Here is a 16,191-nt window from a genome sequence, read left to right on the forward strand (position 1 = left end):
TAAACTCTCAATTGTCAGAAAATTAAGCGATAGCCAGCAACCACGCCATTGCAGATAATTTAAAATTCAGCCATAACACATGATAATAATCCGTTGCGCGGGTAAAGGATAACAACGAAAGATTATCGAGTGCTTGCTGCATTGATTCAGGTAACTGAGGCTGCTTTTTACACCAATCAGAAAACAGTGCTAGCATAGCGGGCATGGTAAGTGTTGGTGGCGTCGGATTAGCAAAAATAGCTTCTTCTAACGCTTGAATAGCCGCTAACCACTTAGTCAGTTGTTCCGCTATTGTGTCATTAGGTGCAAGATTGACCACACTTAACGATAATGCGGGCTTATCTTTAGCAAGATAATAACCACGGGCAGCTTTACTGCGTGAAGCAAGTCGTAATCCCCCTTGTTCACCTAAAAAAGTCGCCAAAGCAATCACATCCGCCACTTGGCCTTTTTTTAGCTCCAGTTCAAACTCTTCAATAGGTAATTCATATTGCGCTGTACGAATAGTGCCTTTATCTAGCACCACTTCAATTTGACTCTCTAAATAATCCACCAGCCAAATTTCACGATGAAAATCGGTATGAAAAAGAACCTTTAATTGTGCTTGTAATGCCGTTAAATCGGTCTTATCCGGCCAAATTTCTGCTGGGAAACGGGTTAAATCGAGGGTTGGCTCATTTAATGTCACATTATATTCTGGGCGTTGATGTAACCCCGCAACTACTTTACCCGCTGTTTTAATTGTCATTTCATAATGAGAGTCAATGCCACGGATACGTAGCCCCATGTCCCAATTACGCATCTGATTATCGGAGGTTTCAAAGTAAAGATTAGTCAATTTATGCGGTGGTGTATGCTGGTATGGCAAAGTCAGAATGCGCTGAATAATCTGAGGAATAGCGGCAGGTATCGCACTAAGTTTGAGTTCGGTTTCTAATTGGCTCATTCTATTTCCCTTAAGTAAATCAATCGATTAGTAAAATATTTAACGCATTGTTATTTCGCAAATGGTAGTCTATTCACAATAATGAATAAAAGGCAGATTACCCCTATATTCTATCAGTTAAGACTGTTCTCATTCTGGTTTACTATTTGCTTACGCAAACTTTACTCTTTAGTATCAGTAAAAATATTCTCTTGTATAGATAAAAAAGTTGAAAACATAATGCGAAAATTACCTTTACTTTTTCTTTCCTTACTTGGCTTAGGCGTTTCTCTGAGCTCACACGCAGAAACTCGTTATGTTTCCGATGAATTATCCACCTATGTTCACAGTGGCCCTGGTAATCAATACCGTATTGTTGGCTCATTAAGTTCAGGGGCAACAGTTACGGTACTTTCTCGTAATGCCGCTACAGGTTATGTGCAAATCAAAGACGATAAAGATCGGACAGTTTGGTTACCAGAAAATCAATTAAGTACACAACCGAGTATGCGCACTCGCATTCCGGCTATGGAAAAAGAGATCCAAACCCTACGCGATAAATTAGCGAATATCGACCAAAGCTGGAACCAGCGCACAATTGACATGCAAAATAAAGTGTCAAACAGCGATGAAATTATCAATGGTTTGAAAAAAGAAAATGAGCAAATGAGAACAAAATTAGCGGTTGCTGAGAAAAAACTCGATTTTGCTAATCAGCAATTAGATGATAGGCAGCGTGATATCATCCTACAGTGGTTTATGTATGGTGGTGGTGTTGCCGGTGCTGGTCTTATTTTGGGTTTAATATTGCCACATATTATTCCTCGTCGCCGTAAGCGTAATGACCGTTGGATGAATTAATCACAGGCAATTAAGGATCAAGATCCCGTGAAAATCTATCTTGTTGGTGGTGCTGTGCGCGACCAACTATTAAATTTACCGGTAAAAGACAGAGATTGGGTAGTGGTTGGCGCAACGCCAGAGACACTATTACAACAAGGCTACCAACAAGTGGGTAAAGATTTTCCGGTCTTTCTTCACCCTGATACTCACGAGGAGTACGCTTTAGCGCGTACCGAACGAAAATCAGGCTCAGGTTACACGGGATTTACCTGCTATGCAGCCCCTGATGTGACCTTAGAAGATGATTTGCAACGGCGTGATTTAACCATTAACGCCATTGCTTACTCTGCTAAAGGTGAATATATCGATCCCTATCATGGCATTGATGATATTCATGCCAAATTACTGCGCCATGTTTCTGATGCATTTAGTGAAGATCCATTAAGGGTACTACGTGTCGCTCGTTTTGCGGCTCGTTTTGCCCCTTTAGGTTTTACAATAGCGCCGGAGACGATGTCATTGATGCAAGAGATGACAAACAGCGGTGAATTAAATGCCCTCACGGCTGAACGAGTGTGGAAAGAAACGGAAAAAGCACTTCACAGCCAAGCCCCACAAGTCTATTTTGAGATCTTACATCAATGTGGCGCTCTAAAAATACTTTTCCCTGAAATTAATGCACTCTTTGGCGTTCCTGCCCCTAAAAAGTGGCATCCTGAGATTGATACGGGTATCCATACCATGATGGTATTAGCTATGGTCAGCCGGTTGACTGACGATATCGCGGTACGTTTTAGCGCGCTTTGTCATGATCTTGGTAAAGGTGTTACCCCGGTAGAAAATTGGCCTCACCATCACGGACATGGCCCTGCGGGTGTTCCTTTAGTTGAGGCTCTGTGCCAACGTTATCGTATTCCTAACCAGATACGTGATCTCGCCAAACTGGCAGCCAAATATCACGATCATCTCCACCGCATAGAAAAAATGCGCCCCTCAAAAATAATTCGACTTTTCGATGCGATTGATGCTTGGCGCAAACCAGAACGCATCGATCAACTCGCTATAATTAGCGAGGCCGATGCAAGGGGACGCCAAGGAGCAGAAAATTTGCCTTATCCCCAAGGAATATTTTTTCGTCAAGCCTTTAAGATTGCCAATCAAGTTGATGTTAAATCAATTGTCAGTCGTGGTTTAAAAGGCAGTGCCATACGAGAAGCATTAACTAAACAAAGAGAAGTCGCGATAATAGAATGGAAATCGCGACTTTAACTATTGTGTGTGGCAAATATTAAGCGTAACGCTCAATAATCACCCCGACGTTGGCGGCTTGTGCTATCGCCCCTGGTTTAGCTAATTTTATTTTGACTCGTGGTACAGAAAACTGAGTTATCAGTAGCTGTGCCACTTCTTCAGCAACACGCTCGACTAATTCAAAACGTCGCTTTTCCACATACTCTATTATGGCGTGACTGACACTGGCATAATCTAAACAGTGAGCAACATCATCAGTTTGGGATGCGCGTTTATTATCCCACTCCATTTCGATATCGAACACTAACTTTTGCTTAATGGTTTTTTCCCAATCATAAACACCGATTGTGGTTATTACTGATAATTGTTCAATAAATACGATATCCATCACGTCATCTCTTATTTTTTCTGCTCATCGGATACCACTTCCGATGAAATATGCGTATTATCCATACATGTCTAACGAACGTTCATCAACATTGGAGAATACAAATGAGTGCTAACGCACTTGGAATGATCATCTTCGCCTATTTGTGCGGCTCAATCTCCAGCGCGATTTTGATTTGCCGACTGGCAAGACTCCCTGATCCAAGAAAATTTGGCTCTGGTAATCCTGGCGCCACCAATGTGCTACGTATTGGTGGTAAACTTGCAGCGGCATCTGTGCTTATCTGTGACGTCCTAAAAGGGATGATCCCCGTTTGGCTCGCCTATTACCTAAATGTGCCTCCCTTTTATCTCGGTATTGTCGCAATAGCGGCTTGTCTAGGCCATATTTACCCTGTTTTTTTCCACTTTAAAGGCGGAAAAGGGGTTGCTACTGCATTTGGCTCTATCGCTGCTATTGGTTGGGATCTTAGCGGACTGATTGCGGGAACATGGCTACTAACTGTTTTACTCAGTGGCTATTCCTCACTGGGTGCTATTATCAGTGCATTGCTTGCCCCATTTTATGTCTGGTGGTTTAAACCCGAATTCACTTATCCCGTTGCACTATTATCATGCTTAGTACTTTACCGTCATCATGACAATATTCAACGTTTATGGCGAGGACAAGAGAGTCGCATTTGGCATAAGCTGAAAAAAAAGACAGAGAAAACAGATAAAGAGATAATCCAAGAAGCCAAAGAGCAAGAAAAAGAAGATTAACGCTTATCCTTATTAAAAAAAGGTCATTTATTAACTAAGTGACCTTTTTTATTTAATAATAAAATTCTATTATAAAATATAAATAAATTAAAAATAATCACACATAAAAAAACACCCTTTTTATATTCGAAAAATAAAAATAATAAATAACATTATTAATAATACCCTTCTATATTTAGATTAAATATATCAACATTGGTTTTATTTATTACAAAAAAACATTAAAAATAAAAATCTTAAATAAGATAAACTTATATAAAAAATCAAATTTAACGAAATAAATAGCTTGAAAAAAAACCAACTTACATCTATTAATTAATAACCATAAAAAAATAATCATTTAACTCTGTGAAACATTGGAGTTCACCATGCTACAAAAAATATCTGCCAATAAAATTGCATTAATAAAAAGAATGCAACTTAGTACTCCTACATTAGTCGATATTCTCGATAGTTTAGGAAAAACCATTGTATTAAATAGTCAATTAAAAAGTATTAACCTAGAAAACTTTTATTCTGTTGGACAAGCTTATACTGTGCAATGGAAATTAATTAGAAAACAAAAATCTATTTTAAATAAACAACCTTCTACGTGGGAACAAGTTAGTTCTTTTTTAGTCCCTGAAATAACAGATGCAAAAGGATTATTCTATATAGCCGGAGGACATGAACTAATAACCGAAGCAGCACTTGCAGGAGGCATGAGTTGTACTTATTTTGAAAAATTAGGCTTTGAAGGAGTTATTTTAGGGGGGGCGGTACGAGACAAGAAAGATCTCACCAATCTAACCATTCCAGTCATTGCCACCAATCTTACTCCTACAGATACACAAGGCGCTTATTTTGTCAGTGAGACTGGCACTCAATGCACCATTGAGCATGCCACAATCTGTAGTGGTGATTTAGTGATATCCGATCCTAATGGCACCGTGATTATCCCTTTTTCACTCATCGATAATGTTCTGGAAGAAGCGATTAAGATAGATAGCATTGAAAATAACATGCTAGAAAAAATCAAACATGGGCAACGTTTACCAGAACTTATCAATATAACGGGACGTATATAATAAACAAAGGTAACTGACCATGATAAATATTCATACATTAGGTCCTGCAGGAACAAACTGTGAGAAAGCCGCTTATTATTGGCTAAATAAAAATAATCAACAAGGAAATATTATTCTTCACCCTACATTAGAAACCGCAGTAAAAGAAATGGAGGTAAGCCAAAACAGTATTTTATTAGGTTGTATTGTTTATCCTTTTTTACACAATATTGTTTTTAATAATCTCTCTTTTATCAAATTAACAGATTGTTTTGTTATGGATACCCATAACATGTTATTTGCTAGCCGATTTAATAATATTAAGGAGATAAAAAAGTTAGGTTCTCATCCCGCACCACAAGATCTATTTAGAAAAATAACAGAACTCGATAATATTGAAAGAGTTCTTTTTAATTCAAATAGTGAAGCAGCACTTCAATGTGGTTTAGGGCGAGTAGATGGCTGTATTACCACACTTAGTGCAGCTAAAAAATATCATTTAAATATTTTATATGATTTTGGCCCTGTCCCTATGGGATTTTCTATTCATTCAAAATTAAATTAAGTAATTAATTACATCACAACAGTCAAAACGTTAATTATCTAGTCACTTGGTTAATAAAAAGGAAAAAACTATGAGCTTATATTTATCTAGTGAAATGATCTCTTATGATATGGATCTAAATAGAAACGAAGGTGAAGAAAGTAAAATTCAAGCTAAATTTATTCATGGCTCTAATTTTACAATGGCATTTTGGACATTTAAAACTAATGCCATTATTCCTGAACATAAACATGAACATGAAACTGCCACATCCATACTAAAAGGCTCTTTGAAACTGACGGTAAATAACCGCATTGTTTATTTACATGCTGGAGACTCTTTTATTATTCCCTCATGGGCCGTTCATCACGCAATTGCTTTAGAGCCTTCTGAGGTTATTGATGTCTATACCCCCGTTAGAGAAGACTATGTTGCAAGGCAAAATGGCGTCATTAAAACCTATTTAGAAACATCTCAACCCCAAGGATAACAAAAAGCGAGGATCACCTCGCTTTTTCTATTCTTACTATAATCGCAGGAGCACTTTCTATGTTTAGCACCTATAATATTGATGTTTTAACAGAACAAAATCATCAATATTTACCAATAGAAAACACCCTATCATTACAGAATATATTTTCCATCTCTTGGCACCCATCATTATGGAAATCTTTACCCGCCAAGCAACTCCCTGAATACCCAGATATACATGCCTTAAATTATTGCAAAGAAAAGCTTAAGCATTATCCCCCGCTAATTTTAGCTTCCGAAATCAGAGCATTTAAAAATTTATTAAAACTTGTTGCAAATGGTGAAGCTTTTCTTCTGCAAGGAGGAGACTGTGCAGAATCTTTTGATGATTGCCAAGCCACTATTATCCGTGATTTAACATTCACCTTATCGCAAATGTCCGCATTAATTGAACAATCAACGGGATTGCCGGTGATTAAATTAGGTCGTATGGCTGGACAATACGCTAAACCTCGTAGCCAAGCATTTGAAACACAAAATGGCTTAACTTTACCCAGCTATCGAGGAGAAATTATTAATGGTCTTGATTTTTCAGTTAAAAGTAGAGAGCCAGATCCGATTAGAATGATAACTGCCTATCATCACTCAGCAGCGACCTTAAATCTGTTACGTGCGATGAATTATACACAATATACCAAGCAACAATGGGCCTTGGATATTAACGCTCATCCTGGCTCTACAGAGCCTGAGCATTATTTCCATTTGCTAGAACAACTCTATCATTCACAACACCATATTATTAATAAACAGCCCGATACCTCTTCTTATTATGTTAGTCATGAAGCTTTGTTACTGCATTATGAGGAATCGATGACTCGTCAAGATTCTATTGACAACAAATGGTATAACTGTTCAGCACATATGGTTTGGGTAGGAGAACGAACAACCGATATTGATCATGCCCATATCGAGTACCTACGAGGTATTGAAAACCCTATCGGTATAAAATGCAGCACCAGAATGTCAGGAGAAAAACTGATTAAGCTAATAGATACTCTTAACCCGAGCAATGAAGTTGGAAAAATTATCTTAATCATTCGCGTGGGTAAAGATGCTATTCATGCATATCTTCCGGAATTAGTAAGAACGGTAAAAGAACATCAACGAGCGGTTATTTGGCAAATAGATCCAATGCATGGCAATACACAATCAGCAAATGACAGTATGAAAACCCGACATTTCAATGATATTGCCGAAGAAACTCGTGCTTTTATTCATATTTTACATGAGATGGGCATACAGGCTGGGGGGATACATTTAGAAATGACCGGACAAGAAGTCACTGAATGTACTGGAGGATTACAACAAATTCGATACACTGACCTAAGTCATGGTTATCAAACTTTATGTGATCCTCGTCTTAACCGGACACAGTCATTAGAGTTAGCGTTCTTGGTTGGACGGCATTGGCATAATTCACTTTAATTGTAACCAAACATAAGTGCTTAGTACTTAAGCCAAGCACTTATCATTTCCAACACCGCCAATGGCTAATTATTTATCCGCTAAAGCAGGTAATTCAGCTAAAGGCCAACGTGGTCTCACTGTCACCCCTAAAGGCCCTTCGGTACCACCTTTAAAACGGATCATCCCCGCCAAAGCAATCATGGCACCATTATCGGTACATAACTCAGGGCGAGCATAAAACACTTCCCCTCCGAGTTGTTCCATTATCATTGCCATTTTGGCGCGTAAAGTACGGTTAGCACTTACACCCCCCGCCATCACTAAGCGTTTAAAGCCTGTTTGCTCTAATGCTCGACGACATTTTATTGCCAGAGTATCTACTACGGCATCTTCAAAAGCACGCGCAATATCTGCTCGAGTTTGCTCTGAATCATCGTTTTGACGAATAGTATTAGCGGCAAAGGTTTTTAAACCAGAGAAACTAAAGTCGAGTCCGGGTCTGTCTGTCATAGGGCGAGGAAAAACAAAACGTCCTTCTACACCTTGTTGTGCCATTTTTGATAAAACAGGGCCGCCGGGATAATCAAGCCCCAATAGCTTGGCTGTTTTATCAAATGCTTCACCGGCAGCATCATCAATAGACTCACCTAACAGGGTATATTCCCCAATCCCTGTTACACTAATTAATTGTGTATGCCCCCCCGAGACAAGTAACGCCACGAAAGGAAAATCTGGCGTTTTCTCTTCAAGCATCGGCGCTAATAAATGCCCTTCCATATGGTGAACTGGAATAGCAGGCACATCCCATGCAAACGCCAGAGAACGACCAATGGTCGCCCCCACCAGCAATGCCCCTACCAGCCCTGGTCCTGCAGTATAAGCGACCGCATCAATATCTTTTGCAGTTAAATTTGCTTCTTTAAGGGCGGCTTGGATCAGTGGCACTGTTTTGCGGATATGATCTCGTGAAGCAAGCTCGGGAACAACACCACCATAGTCGGCGTGCAGTTTTATTTGGCTATAGAGTTGATTCGCTAACAGACCGGCTTTATCATCGTAAATTGCGATACCGGTTTCATCGCAAGATGTTTCAATACCTAAAACTCGCATGACGCTTCCAAATTCTTCCTCGCGCAATGGCGTAATGGATCGATTGTAGCATTATTTCGCTAATTTAATACGCTTTCGCCACAACTTTTACATACCAGTATGTGACAAATTTCTTTTTCTGGTCTATAATTATCCACCTATTTTACATGATTTAAATGTGTGGTTAGCAACTATCACGTTGTGTTTTGAATAAATTAAGACACAAAAGTGAGAGTTTGCGTTTCAATTTTGTGCATCTCTTTACAAAGTGCCCTGCTTTGAAGTAAAATTCCGCACCATTTTAAATGTCGGCTGGCTAAAATCATGCCAGCACAAACCGATTTCTATTGAGGTGAGAGGCACATGCCGGTAATCAAAGTACGTGAAAACGAGCCATTTGACGTTGCTCTTCGTCGTTTCAAACGCTCTTGCGAAAAAGCAGGCGTATTAGCAGAAGTTCGTCGTCGTGAATTTTATGAAAAACCAACGACTGAGCGTAAACGCGCTAAAGCATCAGCAGTAAAACGTCACGCTAAAAAATTAGCTCGCGAAAACGCACGTCGTACTCGTCTGTACTAATATTTTGCGGCTGATACCGCAATTTATGCAGACACTGTAGTCGCAGTTAAAAGGCCGTGCTTTCTTATGAGAGCGCGGCTTATTCTCGTTCAACAACAGGCGTAAAAGGGCTTATGGCTGGACGAATTCCACGTTCATTTATCAATGATTTATTAGCACGAACCGATATCATCGATCTTATCGACGCTCGTGTGCCGCTTAAAAAACAAGGCAAAAATCATTCAGCGTGTTGTCCGTTTCATAATGAAAAAACGCCCTCTTTTACAGTAAATAGCGACAAACAGTTTTATCACTGTTTTGGTTGCGGTGCGCATGGCAATGCTATTGATTTTTTGATGAACTACGACAGACTTGATTTTGTCGAAACCATTGAAGAGTTAGCAGCAATGCATGGGTTAGAAGTTCCTTATGAATCAGGAACTGGCAGTAGCCCGATTGAGCGACATATAAGACAAAATCTCTATCAAGTGATGGAGAAATTGAATCAGTATTACAAAAGCACCCTCAATACCCCTGACGCTCAGGAAGCAAGAAATTATCTTGCGCATCGCGGGCTAAGTGAAGAGGTTATTACCCGCTTTTCTATCGGCTTTGTACCTACGGGTTGGGACAATATCCTAAAACGTTTTGGGCAAAATCCCGATAATCAAGCCCTGTTACTTGAAGCAGGAATGGTAATAACAAACGATAAAGGTCGCACTTATGACCGTTTTCGTCAGCGCGTTATGTTTCCGATTAGAGACAGACGAGGTCGTGTTATTGCATTTGGTGGACGTGTATTAGGTGATGATTTACCCAAATACTTAAACTCCCCAGAAACAGAGATTTTCCATAAAGGCCGCCAACTTTACGGGCTTTATGAAGCACAACACACTCACCCTAACCCAGCTAAGTTATTAGTGGTTGAAGGTTATATGGATGTTGTGGCATTAGCGCAGTTTGGTATTGATTATGCTGTCGCCTCGTTGGGTACATCAACAACCGCAGAGCATATCCAGTTGCTGTTTAGAACTACGGATAACGTTATTTGCTGCTATGATGGTGATAGAGCAGGACGAGATGCCGCATGGCGAGCATTAGAAACTGCACTGCCTTTTTTAAACGATGGCCGTTCTTTACGTTTTATGTTTTTACCTGAAGGCGATGATCCTGATTCACTGGTTCGCCGCGAAGGGAAAGAGGCATTTGAAAAACGAATGGAACAAGCACACTCTTTATCTGAGTTTTTATTTGATTCGCTGGTTCCACAAGTGGATTTGAGCACCCAAGAAGGCAATGGCAAACTCTATAGTTTAGCGCGCCCATTAATTGATCAGATCCCAAGTGAGACTTTACGTCTATATTTATTAAGAGAGCTTGGAAATTTAACGGGAAATCCCGATATTGAGCAGATGGATCGTTTATTTGGTAGAAACTCGCTACATCACGAAACATCGTATCAACCGACAAAACTACGTACTACACCAATGCGTATTTTAATTGCCTTGTTGATACAAAATCCCGAGTTTTGCCAATTAGTGCCACCGCTTGAGGGGCTAAATACAGAAAAAATAGCGGGTTTATCGCTTTTTATTGAATTAGTTTCTCTTTGCCAAGCGCAGCCAGGCTTGAATACAGGTCAGATTATCGAACTCTATCGAGAGAATAAATTCGGTAAACAACTTGAAAAACTGGCGATGTGGAACGATATAGATATAGATGAGATAGCTGAAAAAACATTTACAGATACGTTAGATCATCTCTTTTTAACCGCAATGGATGAACGTTTAAACGCCCTCATTGCCAAAGAGAGAACTGAAGGTCTAACACAAAATGAACGCGAAGAAGTCCAATTGATAATACAGGCTCGCGTTAAAAAGTAAAACCTAAATTAAGATTAAAAACACGGCTTAATTGCCGCTATCGGTAGGTATAAAAAATAACCTACATTTGCTACGCTGAGGGGATCGTAGCAATCGACAATGAAAATGCCCCTCCGTAGTTATTGTTGGCTGAACCGTTTATCGCCGACCGACACCAACCCAAATTACTTTGAAGTGTGGATACCGTCTTATGGAGCAAAACCCGCAGTCACAGCTGAAGCTACTTGTTACGAAAGGTAAGGAGCAAGGCTACCTGACCTATGCTGAGGTCAATGACCATCTGCCGGAAGATATCGTCGATTCAGATCAAATCGAAGACATCATCCAGATGATTAACGACATGGGCATTCAGGTCATGGAAGAAGCACCTGATGCCGATGATCTGATGTTGGCAGAAAATTCAAATGACACTGATGATGATGCTGTCGAAGCCGCTGCTCAGGTACTTTCTAGTGTAGAATCTGAAATTGGCCGTACAACCGATCCTGTGCGTATGTATATGCGCGAAATGGGAACCGTTGAACTGCTCACCCGGGAAGGTGAAATTGATATCGCAAAACGCATTGAAGATGGTATTAACCAAGTTCAATGCTCAGTTGCTGAATATCCTGAAGCAATCACTTATCTTCTTGAACAATATGATCGTGTTGAAGCCGGTGAAGCGCGTCTTTCTGATTTAATTACTGCCTTTATTGACCCTAATGCCGAAGAAGTGGCAGAAAGTGATGATGTCAATTTAGGCAAAGACGACGATGAAATCGACAACAGCGCCGATGACGAAGATGAAGACGAAGATGAAGATAGCGACACAGACAGTGATAGCGATGATGATAACAGCATCGATCCTGAACTTGCTCGCCAAAAATTCACCGAGCTTCGTGAACAGTACGAAAAAACGCGTCAATCTATTAAGGCCAAAGGTCGTAATCATAAAGATACCGAACTGGAAATTTTACAGTTATCAGAAATTTTCAAACAGTTCCGCTTAGTGCCAAAACAGTTTGATTATCTGGTTAACAACATGCGTGAAATGATGGACAGAGTCCGTGCTCAAGAGCGTCACATCATGCGTCTTTGTGTTGATCAGGTCAAAATGCCTAAGAAAAACTTCATTACTCTGTTTACAGGAAATGAAACTAATGACACATGGTTTACTGCCGCTCGTGCGATGAATAAACCTTGGTCTGAAAAACTGGCAGGTATTGAAGAAGAAGTACAACGTAGCTTACAAAAGTTACAGCAAATTGAAGTTGAAACAGGACTGACAATCGAACAGGTTAAAGATATTAACCGTCGTATGTCTATCGGTGAAGCAAAAGCACGCCGTGCGAAAAAAGAGATGGTCGAAGCGAACTTACGTTTAGTTATCTCTATCGCGAAAAAATATACCAACCGTGGTCTACAGTTCCTTGACCTGATCCAGGAAGGGAATATTGGTCTAATGAAAGCGGTTGATAAATTTGAATATCGTCGTGGTTATAAGTTCTCAACTTATGCAACATGGTGGATCCGTCAGGCTATTACTCGTTCAATCGCCGATCAGGCACGTACCATTCGTATTCCGGTACATATGATTGAAACGATTAATAAGCTAAACCGTATCTCGCGCCAAATGTTGCAAGAGATGGGACGTGAGCCTTCACCAGAAGAGCTTGCAGAACGTATGCTGATGCCTGAAGATAAAATCCGTAAGGTACTAAAAATCGCTAAAGAGCCTATCTCCATGGAAACCCCAATTGGTGACGATGAAGATTCACATTTAGGTGATTTTATCGAGGATACTACCCTCGAATTACCTCTGGATTCAGCAACATCAGAAAGCTTACGTTCAGCGACACACGAAGTATTAGGTGGTTTAACACTGCGTGAAGCTAAAGTCCTGCGTATGCGCTTTGGTATCGATATGAATACCGACCATACATTGGAAGAAGTGGGTAAACAATTTGATGTTACCCGTGAACGTATCCGTCAGATTGAAGCAAAAGCGTTGCGTAAATTACGCCACCCAAGCCGTTCTGAAGTGCTACGTAGCTTCCTTGATGAATAATCAATCTCTTTGATTTTGGTAGTAATACAAACGCCTGTGCCTCACAGGCGTTTTTTATTATCCGGTCTAAACCATATCTGTTTCCAGCGCTGATAATTTGCTTTTATCATCCCTATTCTCTTTTGGTCTATCTTAAGTAACCGCTATCGTTTTCGCTAAAAATCTGCTGATTTTTTCTACCTCTATTTACAAAAAATCACCCTTTTATTTTTACCCTTGTCGATTTTTTACTCATCAAGTCTTTCTTTTTAGACTATCTCATTGAAATAAAAGATTATTATTTAATTTATTTTTTCTGCTCTATATTGAACACAAATTGCGCATACAGTCACACAAAGGCTAGACCTCGCCTCAAATGGCACGTATAATCTCACACCATTAAGGCCCCTTAGCTCAGTTGGTTAGAGCAGTCGACTCATAATCGATTGGTCACTGGTTCAAGTCCAGTAGGGGCCACCAAATTTTAGCTGTTAAATCAGCATATTAAGCCACTTCTTAGTAAGTGGCTTTTTTGTATCTAAGGGTTATTGCCCCCTTTTTGTCCCCTGAGATTTTTTTACTGCCCTAATTTTTTTCATGACATGTTACGACAACTTTTATTTTCTCAAAGTATGTCATGCTAATTTTCCCCAATATATTTGTAATTCATTTCAGTTTCAAAAATCTCTATAGCCACCAGCTTAACGGACAGTTCGCCAGCACGCGGAAGCGCATCACAAAACCGACCATGTAGTTTGGTGTATTTGTGACAAACTGTGCTCAGCATATACAGATCCCCCTCCTTACTACTGACGAAATTTGATGGAGATGTAGGTAAATCGTTCCAATATAAAAACCAGATTTTTGTTTTTTTAACTACATAAAAAATATAATTAATTTAAGGTAAGTATTATATTATTATAAAAAATTGTAATTATTATTTTATAAGGGTCGGTATGTATTTTTTTCTTGGTTTTTTGTTATTTCTAATTGTTTTGATGGTTATTTGCAGGATTAGAGTTTTATGGTTGGCAAGAAAAAATACAATAACTGAAAAGAATTTTAAAACCTTCAAAGAGTATAACAATATTGAAGATTATGAAAAAGAAGCAAAGCAAGCTGTTTATGCAACAACAATAAGCAAAACTCTTTTTGAAAAATGCCAATGTCTCATAACCTTAAGAACAATGCTTGAATCCCTACACACTGATTATGAAAAATATGAAAAAGTAAATCCGTTATTAATGGAGCTATTACGCAAAAAATTTACTTTTACATACTCCGCTTTCATTACTATCTATCCAGAACCCATCGAAGAAAGCGGGCTAGAACGATTTAGTTTAATTAATACAAAAAAATACTGTCCAGAACATGTATGGAAACATATTCTCAAATCCGCTATTTATACCAATGAAGAATTGGATGACTATTTTGGGTCGCAGGAATTACTCCCACTGGAGCGGATGTGTACAGATATGGATTTATATAACGAGTTTAAAGGCACGGTTTTATTTGATGAAGTGATCGGGTGCTATGTTAATGAAGAAAACGAAGGATCTCAAATTTTTGATAATGAGGTTTATTCTGTTACCGAAGAACAGTTACGCCAGTGGCTAGATGAAGAGCTTGCATTTCTGAGTTATGTCACTGAAGGTCTTTTGAATATTTGTATTGAATACATAAGAAAAGAGAATGGAATTATAAGGGTTTGAAGTGATGGACAAAAACAAACTTAAAAATCTTAAGTTTTTTTTGAAAATACCCCATTGGTTCAGCATTTGAATTATTCCCTTTCTGAAGATGAGGAAAGAAATTAAGTGTATTATGAAAGTCTGAACTTTCGGACTGGGCTATATCAACTATATTGTTGATATAACAACCTTAATCTTTCAATAGAATTAATTAGATTATTATTTATTTTATTGCGATAATAACTTAACAAACTTTCTTTTTATATCACTATTATTATGGTCATACGTCCTAATCAACACTGGTTTTTTCGGTTATTTGATTGGCACGGTTCAGTGCTATCAAAAATAATCTTTCGCTTATGTCTTAATATTGCAATGTCTATTATCGCTATTTTGGTTTATCAATGGTATGAGTTATTAGGTATTCATTTAACTGTTGCCCCATTTAGTTTATTAGGTATTGCTATCGCAATATTTCTTGGTTTTAGAAATAATGCAAGTTATAGCCGACTTGTGGAGGCAAGGACATTATGGGGAAATATGTTAATTACCCATCGCAACATATTAAGAAATATAAAAGCCTTATTACCGGAAGATAAACAATTTAATCGTGACTTTTCTAATCTACTTATTGCTTTTAGTTGGAGTCTAAAACATGAGCTAAGAAAAACAAACCCAATGGTCGATCTCTATCGCCTCTTACCCCGACCTTTATTTGATGAGATAATGAATAGCCCTTACCCCACTAATCGGATTTTATTGCATATTGGCCTAAAAATTGGCGAATTGCGAGATAACAAAGTAATAAGTGATGTTATCTTTCAATCAATTAATAAAGATATTAATAACTTATCTGATGTATTGGGTGGCTGTGAACGTATTTCAAATACTCCTGTACCTTTTGCCTATACGCTCATATTGCAACGTACGGTATATCTATTCTGTGCTCTGCTACCTTTTGCATTGGTTGCCGATCTCCACTATATGACGCCATTTGTTTCCGTATTTATCTCTTATACTTTTTTATCTTGGGACTCATTAGCTGAAGAGTTAGAAGATCCATTCGGTGTTTCTGCCAATGACTTACCATTAAATGCAATATGTAACACCATAGAAAGGAATTTATTAGAGATGCAAGATATCACCCCACTCCCCATCAAAGTTAAACCCGACCAATATTATAATTTATTGTAATTAATAAAATAAAAACAAATAAAAAAAGGCAGTGTTAATTAAATTAAACTAACT

General features: G+C 38.7%; 15 protein-coding genes and 1 tRNA gene. 13 read left to right on the plus strand and 3 right to left on the minus strand.

The genetic code is table 11. The annotated features are described in order from the left end of the window. Positions 1 to 22: 22 nt before the first annotated feature. The gene (locus HMPREF0693_RS11510; RefSeq protein ID WP_004245571.1) at positions 23 to 946 is read right to left on the minus strand and encodes a CYTH domain-containing protein; all 924 of its coding nucleotides are present in this window, start codon (positions 944 to 946) and stop codon (positions 23 to 25) included. 219 nt (positions 947 to 1,165) lie between these two features. Here HMPREF0693_RS11510 and HMPREF0693_RS11515 point away from each other — a divergent pair, with 219 nt between their 5' ends. After that, positions 1,166 to 1,786 carry a TIGR04211 family SH3 domain-containing protein gene (locus HMPREF0693_RS11515; protein ID WP_012368329.1) on the plus strand — a complete coding sequence of 207 codons (621 nt, stop codon included), beginning with the start codon at positions 1,166 to 1,168 and terminating at the stop codon, positions 1,784 to 1,786. Between the two features lie 27 nt (positions 1,787 to 1,813). Next, a complete protein-coding gene (locus tag HMPREF0693_RS11520; RefSeq protein ID WP_004245574.1) occupies positions 1,814 to 3,037 on the plus strand; it encodes a multifunctional CCA addition/repair protein in 1,224 nt (407 codons plus the stop codon). A gap of 19 nt (positions 3,038 to 3,056) precedes the next feature. Here the strand turns inward: HMPREF0693_RS11520 and folB are convergent, their stop codons facing one another. Beyond that, complete coding sequence (gene folB / locus HMPREF0693_RS11525) at positions 3,057 to 3,407, minus strand: bifunctional dihydroneopterin aldolase/7,8-dihydroneopterin epimerase (protein ID WP_004245575.1); 351 nt, start codon at positions 3,405 to 3,407, stop codon at positions 3,057 to 3,059. Positions 3,408 to 3,511: 104 nt separating this feature from the next. Here folB and plsY point away from each other — a divergent pair, with 104 nt between their 5' ends. From plsY to HMPREF0693_RS11550, 5 genes are all read left to right on the plus strand, one after another. Continuing rightward, positions 3,512 to 4,168 carry a glycerol-3-phosphate 1-O-acyltransferase PlsY gene (plsY, locus tag HMPREF0693_RS11530; RefSeq protein ID WP_004245577.1) on the plus strand — a complete coding sequence of 219 codons (657 nt, stop codon included), beginning with the start codon at positions 3,512 to 3,514 and terminating at the stop codon, positions 4,166 to 4,168. A gap of 368 nt (positions 4,169 to 4,536) precedes the next feature. Then, the gene (locus HMPREF0693_RS11535; RefSeq protein WP_004245579.1) at positions 4,537 to 5,235 is read left to right on the plus strand and encodes an RraA family protein; all 699 of its coding nucleotides are present in this window, start codon (positions 4,537 to 4,539) and stop codon (positions 5,233 to 5,235) included. 19 nt (positions 5,236 to 5,254) lie between these two features. Beyond that, entirely contained in the window at positions 5,255 to 5,779 is a 525-nt protein-coding gene (locus tag HMPREF0693_RS11540) for a prephenate dehydratase domain-containing protein (protein WP_004245580.1), read from the plus strand. A gap of 70 nt (positions 5,780 to 5,849) precedes the next feature. After that, complete coding sequence (locus HMPREF0693_RS11545; RefSeq protein WP_004245582.1) at positions 5,850 to 6,248, plus strand: cupin domain-containing protein; 399 nt, start codon at positions 5,850 to 5,852, stop codon at positions 6,246 to 6,248. Positions 6,249 to 6,307: 59 nt separating this feature from the next. Continuing rightward, positions 6,308 to 7,714: a 3-deoxy-7-phosphoheptulonate synthase class II gene (locus HMPREF0693_RS11550; protein ID WP_004245583.1), complete on the plus strand. Its 1,407-nt coding sequence runs from the start codon at positions 6,308 to 6,310 to the stop codon at positions 7,712 to 7,714. 69 nt (positions 7,715 to 7,783) lie between these two features. On the opposite strand, the gene tsaD is transcribed toward HMPREF0693_RS11550, so the two are convergent. Further along, positions 7,784 to 8,806: a tRNA (adenosine(37)-N6)-threonylcarbamoyltransferase complex transferase subunit TsaD gene (gene tsaD, locus HMPREF0693_RS11555; RefSeq protein ID WP_004245584.1), complete on the minus strand. Its 1,023-nt coding sequence runs from the start codon at positions 8,804 to 8,806 to the stop codon at positions 7,784 to 7,786. Positions 8,807 to 9,148: 342 nt separating this feature from the next. On the opposite strand from tsaD, the gene rpsU reads away from it, so the two are divergent. The 6 genes from rpsU to HMPREF0693_RS11585 all read left to right on the plus strand — a co-directional run bounded on the left by rpsU (position 9,149) and on the right by HMPREF0693_RS11585 (position 16,137). Then, on the plus strand, positions 9,149 to 9,364 hold the full coding sequence (rpsU, locus tag HMPREF0693_RS11560) for a 30S ribosomal protein S21 (protein WP_001144069.1): 216 nt from the start codon (positions 9,149 to 9,151) through the stop codon (positions 9,362 to 9,364). A gap of 113 nt (positions 9,365 to 9,477) precedes the next feature. Continuing rightward, complete coding sequence (gene dnaG, locus HMPREF0693_RS11565; RefSeq protein WP_004245585.1) at positions 9,478 to 11,226, plus strand: DNA primase; 1,749 nt, start codon at positions 9,478 to 9,480, stop codon at positions 11,224 to 11,226. Between the two features lie 190 nt (positions 11,227 to 11,416). Continuing rightward, positions 11,417 to 13,273, plus strand: coding sequence for an RNA polymerase sigma factor RpoD (gene rpoD / locus HMPREF0693_RS11570; RefSeq protein WP_004245586.1), 1,857 nt, complete (start codon positions 11,417 to 11,419; stop codon positions 13,271 to 13,273). Positions 13,274 to 13,655: 382 nt separating this feature from the next. Further along, positions 13,656 to 13,732: transfer RNA gene (locus HMPREF0693_RS11575), tRNA-Ile, on the plus strand. Positions 13,733 to 14,280: 548 nt separating this feature from the next. After that, positions 14,281 to 14,964 (plus strand): DNA-binding protein, encoded by a 684-nt coding sequence (locus HMPREF0693_RS11580; protein ID WP_239664452.1) that lies wholly within the window; start codon positions 14,281 to 14,283, stop codon positions 14,962 to 14,964. 255 nt (positions 14,965 to 15,219) lie between these two features. Next, positions 15,220 to 16,137: a bestrophin family protein gene (locus HMPREF0693_RS11585; protein WP_004245589.1), complete on the plus strand. Its 918-nt coding sequence runs from the start codon at positions 15,220 to 15,222 to the stop codon at positions 16,135 to 16,137. The last annotated feature ends 54 nt before the right edge of the window (positions 16,138 to 16,191 follow it).

It is taken from the genome of Proteus mirabilis ATCC 29906, assembly GCF_000160755.1.
In the GTDB taxonomy this organism is placed as follows: Bacteria; Pseudomonadota; Gammaproteobacteria; order Enterobacterales; family Enterobacteriaceae; genus Proteus; species Proteus mirabilis.